We start from the raw sequence: 14,135 nt of genomic DNA on the forward strand, positions 1-14,135 counted from the left end.
GAGCGGCTCGCGGCGGACCTCGCCGCCGACCGCGCCCGCACGGGCGCGCCGGCGCCGCATTCGCTGCGGCAGGTGCTGGCCGAACCGCGCACGTACCTGTTCGCGTTCATCTACTTCTCGTTGACCACCGCGCTGCTGATGCTGCTGTTCTGGATGCCGCTGATGATCCGCGAATTCGGCATTCACGACGTCGTGCAGATCAGCCTGCTGTCGGTCGTGCCGAATGCGATCGGCGCGGCCGGCCTGATCGCGATCGCGCGGCGCTCGGACCGCAAGCGCGAACGGCGCCGCCACTTCGCCGCCTGTGCGTTCGGCGGCGCGGCGGCGCTCGCGCTGCTGACGCTGCACCTGCCGAGCATCGTCGCGATGATGGCGCTGCTGTCGATCGCGGCGACGCTGATCTTCGCCGCGCATCCGGTGTTCTGGGCCGTGCCGTCCGCGTATTTCTCGGGCGCCGGCGCGGCGGGCGGGATCGCGCTGATCAGCAGCATCGGCGTGTCGAGCGGGATGATCACGCCCTGGCTCGTCGGGCTGATCCGTACGCGAACCGGCAGCATGGATCCGGCGATGCTGATGATCGCGGCGCTGCTGGCCGCGTGCGCAATCGCGATGCTGCTGGGCGTGCGGCCCGGCGAGGCGGGTGCGCGGGCGGACGCCGCGCCTTGACGGCGAGGCCGCGTGACCGGGCGGCGGCGGGATGCTGTCGTCCCGTTCCCGGCGGAAGCGGGCGCCGCGGCTACGCCCGATACACCTCGATCCGGTTGCGGCCGCGTTCCTTCGCGAGATAGAGCGCCTTGTCGGCGCGCGACAGCGCCTGGTAGGCACCCAGGTCCGATTCCCGCATCGCGTCGATGCCGATGCTGACGGTCAGCACGATCTGCTCGTCCTCGTGCGTGAGCTGCGTCTGCCGCGCGCGCTGCTGCACGCGCCGCGCAAAGGCCAGCGCCGTCTCGAGGTCCGATCCCGGCAGCACGATCGCGAACTCCTCGCCGCCGACCCGGCCCACGATGCAGTCCGGCCCGGTTTCCGCGAGCAGCAGCCGCGCGAAATGCCGCAGCGCGCGGTCGCCGAGCGGGTGGCCCCAGCGGTCGTTCAGCGCCTTGAAGTGATCGAGGTCGAGCATCAGCACGGCGGCAGCGTGGCCGGTCGCGCGTACGCCGCGTAGCGCCGCTTCGCTTTGCCGCATGAACGCATGGCGATTCGACAGTTGCGTCAGATGGTCGGTCGTCGCCATCCGGTGCAATTCGGCCTCGATGTGCTTGCGGTCGGTCGCATCGGTGATGAAGCCGTGCCACACGGTGCCGCCGTCGATCGTGCGCTGCGGGCGCGCATCGCCTTCGCGCCAGCGCAGGCCCTGCCCGGGCAGCAACACGCGATACTCGAGACGCCACGGCGTCAGGTGCACCGACGATTCCTGCAGCGACTGCCGATAGGCGGCCAGGTCGGCCGGATGGATCCGCATCTCGACCGTGTCCGCCTGGCGGGCGAGCTGCTCGGACGTCAGTTCGTAGATGTCGCGGACACCGGCGCTCGCATACGAGAAGAAGCGGCGCCCGCCGGCGGTCTGTCGCAACTGGAATACGAGCCCGGGAACCTGGTCGGTGAGGTCCGTGACGAGCGCGGCCGAGTCGAGCAGCCGCTCGGCGAGCTCGCGCAGCGCGGTGATGTCGGTGGTCGTGCCGACCATCCGCAGCGCGCGGCCGTTGCCGTCGCGCGCGATCACCTTGCCGCGGCTGCGGATCCACTTGTACGTGCCGTCCTTGCAGCGGATGCGGTGCTCGACTTCGTAGCTGTCGGTCCGGCTCTCGAAATGGGCGAGCATCGCGGCCTTCACGTCGTCGGCGTCGTCCGGGTGCAGGCGTTCGTAAGCGTCCTCGATCCGGTTGCTCAGCTCGTGCGGCGCATAGCCGAGCATCGCCTTCCACGCCGGCGAATAATGGATCTCGCCGGTTTCCACGTTGCGATCCCACACGCCGGTGCCGCTTTCGGTCAGGGCCAGCGCCGTCAGCGTGCTGTGCTCCTCGACGCGCGCCAGCCGTTCGCGCAACGCGGTTTCCGTGAGGGCGCGGGCCAGCGCGCGCTCGGCCACGACCGCGAGGTCGAGCAGCAGCGCGCATGGCGTGCCGTCGAGCGTCAGGGGGGTGTCGTTGGCGATGCACAGCGTGCCGAGCGTCGTGCCGTCGGCAGCGGTCAGCTCGCAGGCCGCGACGATGTGCGGCGCGTGCGGCGGGCCGTCGTCGCATCGCGGGTCGTGTATGACGTAGCGTCTGCCGGCGGACGGGTCGCGTTCGACGTGCGCTGGAAAGCAGTCGGCCGGAAGCGAGTCGGGCACGGCTCCGTCGGCCGCCAGCACGCGTTGCGTGCCGCGGCCGGCGCGCGCGACGAACGCGCCGGCCGCGCGTGCATGCGCACGCGCAATACGGCAGACGGCGACGAGTTCGGGCAGCGCCGCAAGCGCCGGCTGCTTGTCGGCGGGATCGCGTGCGGCGGCCGGCGCGTCGCCGGTCTCGGTGATGAACATACGGAACCGCCTGGTCGAATTCCGCAACGGACGATTGCCCTCGTGATCGGACGAGGTTGCGTGGGGACTGCAATCGCAGAGCTTACTGGCGCGCGGAATGCGTGGCAAGCGTGTCGGAATCGATGGGTGGCACCGGTCATTTGTGCCGTCGGAGAACGAATTCGCGAGCGCGTTCCCGCAGACGAATCGAGCGTTCCGCGCCGGCCCGTCAACCTGCCGCCGAACGCCGGGCGACCGTCGGCCGAGTCGTCGCCGGGCATCGCCGTGTTCCGTCACGTTTGCCGGCGTTCGATCCGTTGGCCGGCCCCGCTCGGCGCGGGGCCGGCGCGATCGATCAGCTCGCGTAGCGCGGTGCGGGCGTATCGGACGACAGGTGCGGCGCCATCGTGCGGCGTGCGGTCTCGTATGCGTCCCATTCGTCGCCCGCGTGCAGCGACGGGATCGTCACGAGTTCGCCGCGATCGAAGCCGACGAGTGCCGCGTCGACCATGTCGGGCGCCGTCATCACGATTTCCTTCGGCAGGTGCTCGAGCGGCAGGCCGCCCGTCTGCCAGAAATCGGTGGCCGTCGCGCCCGGCAGCACGGCCTGCACCCGTACGCCCTTGTCGGCGAGTTCGTGATGCAGCGACTGGCTGAACGCGAGCACGAACGCCTTGCTGCCGCCATACACGCCATTCAGCGTTTCCGGCGAGATCGCGACGATCGACGAAATGTTGATCACGGCGCCGCCGCCGCGCGCGACGAAGCCGGGCACGGCCGCGTAGGTCAGGCGCGTGAGCGCCGTCACGTTCAGGTCGATCATCCGCGTCATCGCGTCGACGTCGCTGTCGAGCAGCGGCGCATGCGTGCCGATGCCCGCGTTGTTCACGAGCAGCGTGATGCTCGCGTCCTGCTTGAGCTTCGCCTCGACGGCGGCGAGCGCCGCGCGGTCGTTGAGGTCCGCGTCGACGATCTCGACGCTGCGCTGCGTGTCGTTCGTGATGCGCTCGGCGAGGGCGCTCAGCCGGTCGCGATTGCGCGCGACCAGGATCAGGTCGTAGCCGCGGCGCGCGAGGCGGTCCGCGTAGACGGCGCCGATGCCCGACGAGGCGCCGGTAATGAGGGCGGTACCGCGATGTGCTTGCGTCATGATGTGCTCCGTTTCGGTGGGAATGGCCGGATGGCGTGAAGCCATTCTGGCGCCGAAGTGCGGCGACACAAATGACGTAGATGGGTATGATTCAGGACATCGGGCCGATGACCGCGCCCGGGACCGGAGAATCCTCATGCACCGAATCGGCTTTCTGATCAGCGACGGCTTCCAGATCATGGCGCTCGCCGCGCAATCGGTGTTCGAGTACGCGAACATGGGCACGCGCGAGCCGTTCTACGTGATGGACAGCTATTCGGTCGACGGCGGCGACGTGCGCTCGTCGCTCGGGCTGACGGTCGCGACGCGCGCGCTGCGCGGGCGGATCGACGTCGATACGTGGATCGTCGCGGGCGTCAACGATCCGCTCGTCTCGCCGGCGCCGGCCGGCGTCGTCACCTACCTGCGGCGCGCGAATGCGCGCGCGCGGCGGATCGCCGGCATCTGCACGGGCGCGTTCGTGCTGGCCGAGGCCGGGCTGCTCGCGCAGCGCCGCGCGACCACGCACTGGGCGTTCGGCCGCGACATGCAGCGGCACTACCCGGAGATTCGCGTCGAGGAAGACCGGATCTACATCGTCGACGGGCCGATCTGGACCTCGGCCGGGATGACGGCGGGGCTGGACCTCGCGCTCGCAATGGTGGAAAAGGACCTGGGCGCCGACGCCGCGCGCTCGGTCGCGCACAAGCTCGTGATGCACCAGCGCCGCGGCGGCGGCCAGTCGCAGCATTCCGAAATGCTCGATCTCGCGCCGAAATCCGACCGGATCCAGAACGCGCTGAACTATGCGCGGCGCAACCTCGGCCGCGCGCTGACCGTCGAGGAACTCGCCGAAGCCGTCCACCTGAGCCCGCGCCAGTTCAGCCGGGTGTTCACGCTCGAAACGGGGCAGTCGCCGGCGAAGGCGATCGAACGGCTGCGGCTCGAATCCGCGCGGCTGATGATCGAGCAGAGCCGCCATCCGCTCGACGTGATCGCGAAGGAGAACGGCTTTCGCGACCGCCGGCACATGCGCGAGGCGTTCGTGCGCGGGTTCGGCGTGCCGCCGCAGGCGATGCGGCGCGACGCGCGGCTGGACGAACGGGAAACGGGCTGACGCGGGCGCCAGCGCGGCCCGGGAAAAGCGCGCAAAATCTCCGGCACCCTTCGTGAGGAGACACCATGCCCGCCGAGCCGTTCCACATTGCGATACCCGACCATGCGCTGGACGACCTGCGCCGGCGGCTGCGCGACAGCCGGCCGCCGCTGCTGACACCCGCCGAGCCTTGGCAGCAGGGCGTCGACGGCGCGTGGCTGCGCGAACTGGTTGCATACTGGGCCGAAGGCTTCGACTGGCGTGCGGTGGAGCGTGCGCTGAACCGGTTGCCGCAGTTCGTTGCCGACGTAAGCGGGCAGCGCGTGCATTTCATTCACCGGCGCGGGGCGGGACCGAAACCTTATCCGCTCGTCATCACGCACGGCTGGCCGGGCTCCGTGTTCGAATTCGACGCACTGATCGACCGCCTGTGCGATCCGGCGGCCTTCGGCGGCGATCCCGACGACGCGTTCGACGTCGTCGTGCCGTCGTTGCCCGGCTTCCTGTTTTCGCCCGCGCCCGCGGCGCCGGGCATGGCGGCATTCCAGGTCGCCGACCGCTGGGCGGCGTTGATGTCCGGTCTCGGTTATCGGCGCTTCGGTGCGCAGGGCGGCGATCTCGGCGCGGGCGTGTCGATCGCGCTCGGCGTGCGACATGCCGACCGGGTGGACGGCATCCATCTGAACTACCTGCCCGGCAGTTACGAGCCGCCGGCCGACGCGGCGTTGCCGTTGACCGGAGATGAGCAGGCCTTCCTGACGCAGCGCGGCGAGTGGGCCGCGCTGGAAGGCGGATACGCCCATATGCACATGACCAAGCCGCAGACGCTGGCCGTCGCGCTCAACGATTCGCCGGCCGGGCTGGCCGCATGGATCGCCGAGAAATTCCGCGCGTGGAGCGATTGCGACGGCGACGTCGCGCGGCGGTTTTCGCACGATACGCTGCTGACCGGCATCTCGCTCTACTGGTTCACCGGCTGCATCGGCTCGTCGATGCAGATGTATTGGGAAAACCGGCTGCAGCCGATGCGCTTCGCGGCCGGGCAACGCGTGGCGGTGCCCGTCGCGTATGCGCGTTTCCCGAAGGAAATCGGCCGGCCGCCGCGCAGCTGGCTCGAACGCGTATTCGACGTCGTGCAGTGGACCGACATGCCGAGCGGCGGCCATTTTGCCGCGATGGAGGAGCCGGATCTGCTGGCCGACGACGTGCGGCGATTCTTCCGGCGGTTTCGGTAATGCGCGGCCGGGCCGTCTGGCTTACCGCGTGACGAACGGCGCGGCGTCGTCCGGCGCGGTGCGCGCATGCTTGCGCTGGCGCAGCAGCGCGACGCGGCAATTCTCGCGCGCGGTCTCGCGGCCGTCGTCGTCGAGCAGCACGAGGTCGCCGCGCATCACGTTCAGCGTGATCACGTCCTCGCTCGGCGCGCCGAGCGTTTCCGGCGTATGCACCGAGCCGGCCGGTTCGAGCACGGTCGAGCCGGCGTGCGCGACCCAGTCGTACTCCCGGTAGCGCCACGCACCCTGCAGCGTATGGACGAACACCTCGCCGTCGTGACGGTGGCGCGGCAGCGTGCCGCCGGCCGGCATCTTCAGCAGCGCGGTGAGCGTGTCCTCGGCCGCATTGATGTGCAGGTACTTGATCGCGAGCCCCGGCAGGTCGGCGCTCATCGGCAGCCACGGCAGCGCGTCGCCGGGCAGGCACGAGATCGGCGGCAGGTCGGTGGGGGGCAGGGCGGGCGGCTGCGTCATGGCGGGAGGCGGAGCGGAAATGGGGAGTCAGCATTATCGCAGAGCAACTTCGCACGGCGGAACGCGGCCGTTCTCGGCGACGCGGGTCTGGCCGGGCCCACGATCCTGACAACCTGAAATATACAGCCAAACTGTACAGTTAAACTGTCGATGTGATATCGTGGCGCCATGAACACGCGATCGTCCCCCTCCGATACGCGCCCGCTTGCCGGGCTCGCCGGCGAACTCCGCATCTCGGTCGGCAAGCTGATACGGCGCATGCGGGAGCAGACCCATCCGAACGACCTCACTTCATCGCAGAAATCGGTGCTGCTGCGGCTCGACCGCGACGGCCCGGCTACCGTATCGGCGCTGGCCCGTGCCGAAAGCGTGCGCCCGCAGTCGATGCGCGTGACGGTCGCGACGCTCGAGGCGCTCGGCGCCGTCAGCGGCGCGCCCGACCCGACCGACGGCCGGCAGACGCTGATCACGCTCACCCCCGGGTTTCGCAAGATGCTGCAGGCCAACCGTGCAGCCAAGGACGACTGGCTGTTCCGCGCGCTGCACGCGCAGCTGTCGGCGGCGGAACAGGCCGAGCTCGCCGCTGCCGTGAAGCTGCTGCAGCGGCTCGCCGAATTCCAGGATCCCGCCCGCCCGTGAACCGCCTCGGCCCGCACGCCGAAAGGACCGCCCGACCATGAACCTCCTGCATCTCGTGTCGTACTTCTTCGGCGGCGCGTTTCTCGCGAACGTCGTGCCTCATCTCGTCAGCGGGCTGCGCGGCGAGCCGTTCCAGACACCGTTCGCGAATCCGTCCGGCCGCGGGCTGTCGTCGTCCACCGTGAATGTCGTGTGGGGCGTCGTGAACCTCGCGATCGCCTACGCGCTCGTGTGCCGCGTCGGCGATTTCGATCTGAGAAGCACGGCCGACGCCGCGGCGCTCGGGCTCGGCATCCTCGCGCTCGGCCTGTTCCTCGCGTGGCACTTCGGCACCCTGCACGGCGGCAACGAGCCCGGCCGGAAGCGGCCATGAGCGTGCCGGCGGCGGGCGTGTTCCGCTCGCTTCGCAGCTTCAACTATCGCGTCTGGGCGATCGGCTCGCTGGTGTCGAACATCGGCACCTGGGTGCAGCGTACCGCGCAGGACTGGCTCGTCCTCACGCAACTCACGCATCACGACGCGTCGGCCGTCGGCACGGTGATGGCGCTGCAGTTCGGGCCGCAGCTGCTGCTGTTGCCGTGGACCGGCTACGCGGCCGACCGCTTCGACCAGCGCAAGCTGCTGATGACGACCCAGGCGCTGATGGGCGTGCTGGCGCTGGCGCTCGGCATGCTGACGGTCACGGGCGCCGCACGGCTCGAGCACGTGTACGTTTTTGCGTTCCTGTTCGGCTGTGCGTCGGCGTTCGACGCGCCGGTGCGGCAAACCTTCGTCGCGGAACTGGTCGGCGATCGCGAGCTGGCGAATGCGGTCGCGCTCAATTCGACGTCGTTCAACGCCGCGCGGATGATCGGCCCGGCGGCGGCGGGGTTCATGATCGCGTCGGTCGGCACGGGCTGGGCATTCGTTGCCAACGGGCTCAGCTTCTTCGCGGTGCTGGCATCGCTGCTGCTGCTCCGGGAGGACGAGCTGCGCGCGAACCTGCGCGCGGGCCGCTCGCGCGGCGGGCTGCTCGACGGCTTCCGCTACGTGTGGCACCGCGAGGACCTGAAGGCGATCCTCGTGATGCTGTTCCTGATCGGCACGTTCGGGCTCAACTTCCAGCTGTTCATCTCGACGATGGCCGCCAGCGTGTTTCACGTCGATGCGCGCGGGTTCGGGTTCCTGTCGTCGATGATGGCGGTCGGCACGGTGTCCGGCGCGCTGCTGGCGGCCCGCCGCGAGCAGCCGCGCTTCGGGCATCTGTGGTTCGGCGCGGCGCTGTTCGGGCTCGGTTGCACGTTCGCCGCGCTGGCGCCCGGCTACTGGCTGTTCGCGGCCGCGCTCGTGCTGACGGGCGTCGCCGCGATCACCTTCATGAACTCGACCAACAGCCTGATGCAGCTGTCCACCGAGCCGGCGATGCGCGGCCGCGTGATGGCGCTGCGCCTCGCGGTCGCGCTCGGCGGCACGCCGATCGGCGCGCCGGTGGCCGGCTGGGTCGCGAACCATCTCGGCCCGCGCTGGGCGCTCGGCGTCGGCGCGGCGTCCGGTTTTGCCGCGGCGCTCGTCGCGACGCATTTCGTGAAGCGCAACCGCGACACGCTGCGCGCGGGACGCGCGGTCGAACAGCGCGACGCTGCGTGATGCACGCAAGGCGGCGGGCGGCGCGTCCGCCCGTCATGCGATGCCGCCGCCGGGAAACGGATTCGCCGGGATGACCCGCGCGAGCTGTCTACGCCGCCGGCCGCACGGCCGCATGCGCGGCTTCCAGGCACGACTGGAACAGCAGCGCGGCCCGCGACGGCCGCGGCGAGCGCCGCAGCAGGCTCACGAACCGGCACCGGTAATTGAACCGGTGCGGCGCGATCGGCTGCATCAGCCCCTTGTTTTCGAAACTTTCCGCGTAGTGGTCGGGCAGGAAGCCGAGGTAGCGGCCGGACAGGATCAGCGTCGCGATCGACTCCTGGTCCGACGCGGTCGCGCTGCGCGTGAGCTTCGCGCGATGACTCAGCTCCATGTTCGGTGAATGGAAGCCGAGCCCGGCGAACGCGTGGTCGCGGATCGTCGTCCACGTGAGCTTGCCGTGCGGCGCATCGAACAGCGGATGCTGACGGCCGCAGTAGAGCAGCATCCGTTCGTCGAACAGCTCCGCATACTCGAGGCTGCCCGAATTGCGGTGCGCGGGAATGATCCCGACCTGATAGCTGCCGTCGATGATCCCGCGCTCGACTTCGTTGATCGACGCGACATGCAGGTTCAGCGTGACGTCGGGCGCCTCGTCGGCGAATTGGCGGATCGCGTCGCCGAGGCGCGCATGCGGGTTGGTGGCCGTCTTGTCGAACACGGCGACGTGCAATTCTCCGCCCATCTTGTCGTGAATGCCGTCGATCCTGCTGCGAAATGCTTCCATCGACGCCAGCAGGCGCAGCGTCTCCTCGTACACCGTCTGGCCTTCCGGCGTCAGCGTGAAGCCGGCGCGGCCGCGCCGGCACAGCACCAGGCCGAGGCGCGTTTCGAGATCCTTCACGTGCCGACTGATCGTCGAGATGCCGATATTCAGTTCCAGTTCGGCCGCCGCCATCCCGCCGCACTGCACGACGCCCTTGAAGACCCGCAGCAGGCGCAGGTCCATGTCGCTGAGCTGCCCCAGCAGCGCGCGGCTCTTCGGTTTCTTTGCTTGCATTGTTGAGCAAGTGAACATTGATATTGCGATATTCAAAAGACTAATTGGCGTCCCGACAATGTGCAACATCATCACAAGGAAGAGGGGCGCGCCGCGCCGACCGACATGACCGACATCACCACCGCCCAGCACGACGACACGAACCTGCGCACCGACGCCGCGTGGCTCGACGCGCACTGGATGCCGTTCACGGCCAATCGCCAGTTCAAGGCCGATCCGCGCATGATCGTGTCGGGCAAGGGCGCGTATTACACGGACGCCGAAGGCCGCAAGATCTTCGACGGCCTGTCGGGCCTCTGGTGCACGGGCCTCGGTCACGGCCGCACGGAGATCGTCGAGGCCGTGAGCCGCCAGATCGCGCAGCTCGACTACGCGCCGGCATTCCAGTTCGGCCACCCGAAATCGTTCGAACTCGCGAACAGGATCAAGGAACTGACGCCGGCCGGCCTCGACTACGTGTTCTTCACGGGCTCGGGTTCGGAAGCCGCCGACACGTCGCTGAAGCTGGCCCGCGCATACTGGCGCGCGAAGGGCAAGGGCACGAAGACGCGCCTGATCGGCCGCGAGAAGGGTTACCACGGCGTGAACTTCGGCGGCATCTCGGTCGGCGGGATCGGGCCGAATCGCAAGCTGTTCGGCCAGGGCCTCGACGCCGATTTCCTGCCGCACACGCAACTCGCCGAGAACAAGTTCTCGCGCGGGATGCCCGAGCACGGCGCCGAGCTGGCCGACCGCCTGCTCGAGCTGATCGCGCTGCACGACGCGTCGAACATCGCGGCCGTGATCGTCGAGCCGTTTTCCGGTTCGGCGGGCGTGGTCGTGCCGCCGAAGGGCTATCTGAAGCGCCTGCGCGACATCTGTACCGCGCACGACATCCTGCTGATCTTCGACGAGGTCATCACGGGCTTCGGCCGTGCCGGTGCGATGACGGGCGCCGACGCATTCGGCGTGGTGCCGGACATCATGAACTTCGCGAAGCAGGTGACGAACGGCGCGCAGCCGCTCGGCGGCGTGATCGCGACGAAGGAGATCTACGACACGTTCATGGCCGCGGGCGGCCCCGAGTACATGCTCGAGTTCCCGCACGGCTACACGTATTCGGCGCACCCGGTCGCGTGCGCGGCCGGCGTCGCGGCGCTGGACCTGCTGGTGAAGGAGGACGCGGTGGCCCGCGTGCGCGATCTCGCGCCGCATTTCGAGGCGGCCGTGCACGGGCTGAAGGGCCAGCGCCACATCGCGGACATCCGCAACTACGGGCTGGCGGCCGGCCTGACGATCGCGGCACTGCCGGGCGAGCCGGCACGACGTCCGTACGAGATCGCGATGCGCTGCTGGGCGAAGGGCTTCTACGTGCGCTACGGCGGCGACACGATCCAGCTCGCGCCGCCGTTCATCGCCGAGAAGCGCGAGATCGACAACCTGGTCAACGCGCTGTCCGACGCACTGAACGAAGTGGACTGAGCCGCGGCTCGCCCCCGCGACAACCGCATTCACGAAAGAGCCTCAACGATGAAACACGACAGCAACGTCACCTCCACCATCGGCCACCTGATCGACGGCAAGCGCGTCGACGGCGGCCACCGCGTACAGCCGGTGTTCGACCCGGCCACCGGCGAATCGGACAAGAGCGTCGCGCTCGCCGACAAGCCGACCGTCGAAGCCGCGATCGCGTCCGCGCAGGCCGCGTTCCCGGCGTGGCGCAACACGCCGCCGCTGAAGCGCGCGCGCGTGATGAGCCGCTTCAAGACGCTGCTCGAAGAGCATGCCGACGAGCTGTGCGCGCTGATCACGGCCGAGCACGGCAAGGTGCTCGCCGACGCGATGGGCGAACTGCAGCGCGGGATCGAGAACGTCGAATACGCGACGTACGTGCCCGAGCTGCTGAAGGGTGAGCACAGCAAGAACGTCGGCCCCGCGATCGATTCGTGGAGCGAGTTCCAGGCGCTCGGCGTCGTCTCCGGCATCACGCCGTTCAACTTCCCGGTGATGGTGCCGCTGTGGATGTGGCCGATGGCCGTCGCGTGCGGCAACACGTTCGTGCTGAAGCCGTCCGAGCGCACGCCGTCGTCGACGCTGCGCATGGCCGAGCTCGCGCTCGAGGCCGGCCTGCCGCCCGGCGTGCTGAACGTCGTGAACGGCGACAAGGAAGCGGTCGACACGATTCTGACCGACCCGCGCGTGAAAGCCGTGAGCTTCGTCGGCTCGACGCCGATCGCCGAATACATCTACTCGACCGGCTGCGCGCACGGCAAGCGCGTGCAGGCGCTCGGCGGCGCGAAGAACTTCGCGGTCGTGATGCCGGACGCCGACATCGGCAATGCGGTGAACGCGCTGATGGGCGCCGCGTACGGCTCGTGCGGCGAGCGCTGCATGGCGATTCCGCTCGTCGTCGCGATCGGCGACGAGACGGGCGACCAGGTCGTCGCGGGGTTGAAGGCCGAGATCGAGAAGATGAAGGTCGGCCCGGGCAACGGCGCGGGTGTCGACATGGGCCCGCTCGTGACGCGGCAGCACTTCGAGAAGGTGACGGGCTTCGTCGATGCGGGCGTCGCGGCGGGCGCGACGCTCGTCGTCGACGGCCGCGGCGTGAAGGTCGACGGCCACGACGGCGGCTACTACCTCGGCCCGTGCCTGTTCGACAACGTGAAGCCCGGCATGCCGATCTACCAGCACGAGATCTTCGGGCCCGTGCTCGGCGTGATCCGCCTGAAGTCCCTCGACGAGGCGATGGCGCTGATCGACGCGCACGAATACGGCAACGGCACGTGCCTGTTCACGCGCGACGGCGAGGCCGCGCGTTACTTCAGCGACAACATCCAGATCGGCATGGTCGGCATCAACGTGCCGCTGCCGGTGCCGGTCGCGTACCACTCGTTCGGCGGCTGGAAGCGTTCGCTGTTCGGCGACCTGCACGCATACGGCCCGGACGCCGTGCGTTTCTACACGAAACGCAAGACGATCACGCAGCGCTGGCCGTCGGCCGGCGTGCGCGAAGGGACGGTATTCAGCTTCCCGTCGAGCCGCTGACGCGCAAGCCGGCTGCACGCAGCCGGCGCGACGTGCCGAAGCCTGCCCCGGTCGACGATCGGGGCAGGCTTTTTTGCTTGTGCACGGATCGGGCGGAAGGCGGCGGAAGGACGCTTACGGCGCAACCACGTGCCACATGTTCTTGAAGTTGTCGCCGTTGCGGTCGCCCTGTTTCATGTCCTTCGAGAAGAAGTACAGCGGCTTGCCCTTGTAGGCCCATTGCGGGCTGCCGTCGTCGCGCTTGACGATCGTGTAGGGGCCGACCGGGACGTCGGTCGCGCTGGCCTTGTAGGGCGGCCAGAAGGATTCGCACTGGCCCGTGCAGGCGCTGGTGCCGGCATTGGGTTTGTCGTGGTCGAACGTGTAGACGGTCATCCCGTTGGCGGCGACGAGCGCGCCGTTTTCTTCCTTCGTGATGGAACCCTGGGCCGTAGCCGAAGCGGATGCAATGGCGAGCAGAGCGGAGCTGACGAGCAGCACGGCTTTCATGTGTGCCTCCTGATAGTCCGGTGGGCGGCCGCAACCGCGCGCACGGGCAAGCGTGCGCGACGATCGCGATGAATGGTGCCGGAACGCGATGCCGTTGCCGTTCGCGAGCTTGACGCGGGATCGCATGGCGGCAAACGGGGCGCCTTCTTCACGATAGGCGGTTTTGCGCGGGGCTGCGAGAAGATCGGGGGGCATATCGGCCGCGCGTAGGCATCGCGCAACGGCGCGGCGATTGCCTGCGCGCCGGTATTCCGCATCCGTCCCCGAACGCGCGGCGCACGCCGGCGCGTCAGCGTCTGGCGCGATTGGTCAGCGCGACGCCCGTGATCACGAGCACGCCGCCGGCCAGTATCGACGGCGACAGCGGTTCGCCGAGCAGCGCGACCGACAGCAGTACGCCGAACACGGGCACCCGGTTCGTGAACACGGCGGCGCGGGCTACACCCACAGCCGGTACATCCAGAACGATTCGTCGTCGGCGAAGCGCCGCACGAATTCGGTCGGCGCAAAGCCCGTGATGCGCCGCGTCGCGCGGCTCAGGTGGGCCTGGTCGGCAAAGCCTTCATCCAGCGCCAGCGCCGCCCAGTCGACCGGCTCGCCGGCTTCCTGCCGCGCCCGCGCGGCAAAGAACGCGCCTTCGCTGCGCACCAGCGTATGCCAGTCGCGCAACGAACGCCCGCTGTACGCCTTGATGCGCCGCTCGACCTGGCGCGCGCTGTGCGTGTGCCGCCATTCGCGTGCCTGCAGCGCGAGCCGTTCGGCCCAACTGCGGCCCGCGTCGCGCAGCGACGACAGCGGCGTCGCGCCGCCGCGCAGCGCGCGCCAGCGCGGCGCCAGGTGGC

General features: G+C 69.3%; 14 protein-coding genes and 1 pseudogene. 8 read left to right on the top strand and 7 right to left on the bottom strand.

The annotated features are described in order from the left end of the window. Positions 1 to 666, top strand: a 666-nt coding sequence (locus G3N62_RS30235) for an MFS transporter (protein ID WP_206141391.1), incomplete at its 5' end; no start/stop codon positions are given. A gap of 70 nt (positions 667 to 736) precedes the next feature. Here the strand turns inward: G3N62_RS30235 and G3N62_RS30240 are convergent. After that, the gene (locus tag G3N62_RS30240) at positions 737 to 2,521 is read right to left on the bottom strand and encodes a sensor domain-containing diguanylate cyclase (RefSeq protein WP_124669355.1); all 1,785 of its coding nucleotides are present in this window, start codon (positions 2,519 to 2,521) and stop codon (positions 737 to 739) included. A 334-nt stretch (positions 2,522 to 2,855) separates the two neighbouring features. Beyond that, positions 2,856 to 3,650: an SDR family oxidoreductase gene (locus tag G3N62_RS30245; protein ID WP_034191466.1), complete on the bottom strand. Its 795-nt coding sequence runs from the start codon at positions 3,648 to 3,650 to the stop codon at positions 2,856 to 2,858. A gap of 136 nt (positions 3,651 to 3,786) precedes the next feature. On the opposite strand from G3N62_RS30245, the gene G3N62_RS30250 reads away from it, so the two are divergent. Both G3N62_RS30250 and G3N62_RS30255 read left to right on the top strand, forming a co-directional pair. Then, positions 3,787 to 4,746 (top strand): GlxA family transcriptional regulator, encoded by a 960-nt coding sequence (locus G3N62_RS30250; protein WP_124608373.1) that lies wholly within the window; start codon positions 3,787 to 3,789, stop codon positions 4,744 to 4,746. 65 nt (positions 4,747 to 4,811) lie between these two features. Continuing rightward, the gene (locus G3N62_RS30255) at positions 4,812 to 5,960 is read left to right on the top strand and encodes an epoxide hydrolase family protein (RefSeq protein WP_124669354.1); all 1,149 of its coding nucleotides are present in this window, start codon (positions 4,812 to 4,814) and stop codon (positions 5,958 to 5,960) included. Between the two features lie 21 nt (positions 5,961 to 5,981). Here the strand turns inward: G3N62_RS30255 and G3N62_RS30260 are convergent, their stop codons facing one another. Continuing rightward, positions 5,982 to 6,473, bottom strand: a complete 492-nt coding sequence (locus G3N62_RS30260; protein WP_124669353.1) for a 2,4'-dihydroxyacetophenone dioxygenase family protein — start codon at positions 6,471 to 6,473, stop codon at positions 5,982 to 5,984. Positions 6,474 to 6,641: 168 nt separating this feature from the next. Between G3N62_RS30260 and G3N62_RS30265 the strand changes: the two genes are divergently transcribed. The 3 genes from G3N62_RS30265 to G3N62_RS30275 are packed head-to-tail and all read left to right on the top strand — an operon-like array spanning position 6,642 to position 8,738. After that, positions 6,642 to 7,112, top strand: coding sequence for a MarR family transcriptional regulator (locus tag G3N62_RS30265; RefSeq protein WP_124669352.1), 471 nt, complete (start codon positions 6,642 to 6,644; stop codon positions 7,110 to 7,112). 37 nt (positions 7,113 to 7,149) lie between these two features. Next, positions 7,150 to 7,485, top strand: coding sequence for a hypothetical protein (locus tag G3N62_RS30270; protein ID WP_034191461.1), 336 nt, complete (start codon positions 7,150 to 7,152; stop codon positions 7,483 to 7,485). Then, positions 7,482 to 8,738 carry an MFS transporter gene (locus G3N62_RS30275; protein WP_034191460.1) on the top strand — a complete coding sequence of 419 codons (1,257 nt, stop codon included), beginning with the start codon at positions 7,482 to 7,484 and terminating at the stop codon, positions 8,736 to 8,738. Before G3N62_RS30270 ends, G3N62_RS30275 begins: the two co-directional genes overlap by 4 nt. 88 nt (positions 8,739 to 8,826) lie before the next feature. Here the strand turns inward: G3N62_RS30275 and G3N62_RS30280 are convergent, their stop codons facing one another. After that, positions 8,827 to 9,777 carry a LysR family transcriptional regulator gene (locus G3N62_RS30280; protein WP_049028381.1) on the bottom strand — a complete coding sequence of 317 codons (951 nt, stop codon included), beginning with the start codon at positions 9,775 to 9,777 and terminating at the stop codon, positions 8,827 to 8,829. Between the two features lie 105 nt (positions 9,778 to 9,882). On the opposite strand from G3N62_RS30280, the gene G3N62_RS30285 reads away from it, so the two are divergent. Both G3N62_RS30285 and G3N62_RS30290 read left to right on the top strand, forming a co-directional pair. Beyond that, complete coding sequence (locus G3N62_RS30285; RefSeq protein ID WP_124669420.1) at positions 9,883 to 11,238, top strand: aspartate aminotransferase family protein; 1,356 nt, start codon at positions 9,883 to 9,885, stop codon at positions 11,236 to 11,238. Positions 11,239 to 11,286: 48 nt separating this feature from the next. After that, positions 11,287 to 12,804, top strand: coding sequence for a CoA-acylating methylmalonate-semialdehyde dehydrogenase (locus G3N62_RS30290; RefSeq protein ID WP_059556496.1), 1,518 nt, complete (start codon positions 11,287 to 11,289; stop codon positions 12,802 to 12,804). A gap of 114 nt (positions 12,805 to 12,918) precedes the next feature. Here the strand turns inward: G3N62_RS30290 and G3N62_RS30295 are convergent, their stop codons facing one another. The 3 genes and pseudogenes from G3N62_RS30295 to G3N62_RS30305 form a co-directional block, all read right to left on the bottom strand. After that, on the bottom strand, positions 12,919 to 13,293 hold the full coding sequence (locus G3N62_RS30295; protein WP_049028502.1) for a hypothetical protein: 375 nt from the start codon (positions 13,291 to 13,293) through the stop codon (positions 12,919 to 12,921). Positions 13,294 to 13,582: 289 nt separating this feature from the next. After that, a complete protein-coding gene (locus tag G3N62_RS36465; RefSeq protein WP_277622977.1) occupies positions 13,583 to 13,741 on the bottom strand; it encodes an EamA family transporter in 159 nt (52 codons plus the stop codon). Beyond that, positions 13,732 to 14,135 (bottom strand): annotated as a pseudogene (locus tag G3N62_RS30305) (helix-turn-helix domain-containing protein); the annotation flags it as partial. The pseudogene G3N62_RS30305 and the gene G3N62_RS36465, both read right to left, overlap by 10 nt.

This window comes from Burkholderia sp. Tr-20355, from assembly GCF_017104685.1.
GTDB lineage: Bacteria > Pseudomonadota > Gammaproteobacteria > Burkholderiales > Burkholderiaceae > Burkholderia > Burkholderia seminalis.

Coding starts and splice junctions, on each gene's coding strand:
- G3N62_RS30285 (WP_124669420.1), top strand. CDS start 9,883: ATGACCGACATCACCACCGCCCAGCACGACGACACGAACCTGCGCACC.
- G3N62_RS30275 (WP_034191460.1), top strand. CDS start 7,482: ATGAGCGTGCCGGCGGCGGGCGTGTTCCGCTCGCTTCGCAGCTTCAAC.
- G3N62_RS30270 (WP_034191461.1), top strand. CDS start 7,150: ATGAACCTCCTGCATCTCGTGTCGTACTTCTTCGGCGGCGCGTTTCTC.
- G3N62_RS30260 (WP_124669353.1), bottom strand. CDS start 6,473: ATGACGCAGCCGCCCGCCCTGCCCCCCACCGACCTGCCGCCGATCTCG.
- G3N62_RS30255 (WP_124669354.1), top strand. CDS start 4,812: ATGCCCGCCGAGCCGTTCCACATTGCGATACCCGACCATGCGCTGGAC.
- G3N62_RS30265 (WP_124669352.1), top strand. CDS start 6,642: ATGAACACGCGATCGTCCCCCTCCGATACGCGCCCGCTTGCCGGGCTC.
- G3N62_RS30280 (WP_049028381.1), bottom strand. CDS start 9,777: ATGCAAGCAAAGAAACCGAAGAGCCGCGCGCTGCTGGGGCAGCTCAGC.
- G3N62_RS30295 (WP_049028502.1), bottom strand. CDS start 13,293: ATGAAAGCCGTGCTGCTCGTCAGCTCCGCTCTGCTCGCCATTGCATCC.
- G3N62_RS30240 (WP_124669355.1), bottom strand. CDS start 2,521: ATGTTCATCACCGAGACCGGCGACGCGCCGGCCGCCGCACGCGATCCC.
- G3N62_RS30250 (WP_124608373.1), top strand. CDS start 3,787: ATGCACCGAATCGGCTTTCTGATCAGCGACGGCTTCCAGATCATGGCG.
- G3N62_RS30290 (WP_059556496.1), top strand. CDS start 11,287: ATGAAACACGACAGCAACGTCACCTCCACCATCGGCCACCTGATCGAC.
- G3N62_RS30245 (WP_034191466.1), bottom strand. CDS start 3,650: ATGACGCAAGCACATCGCGGTACCGCCCTCATTACCGGCGCCTCGTCG.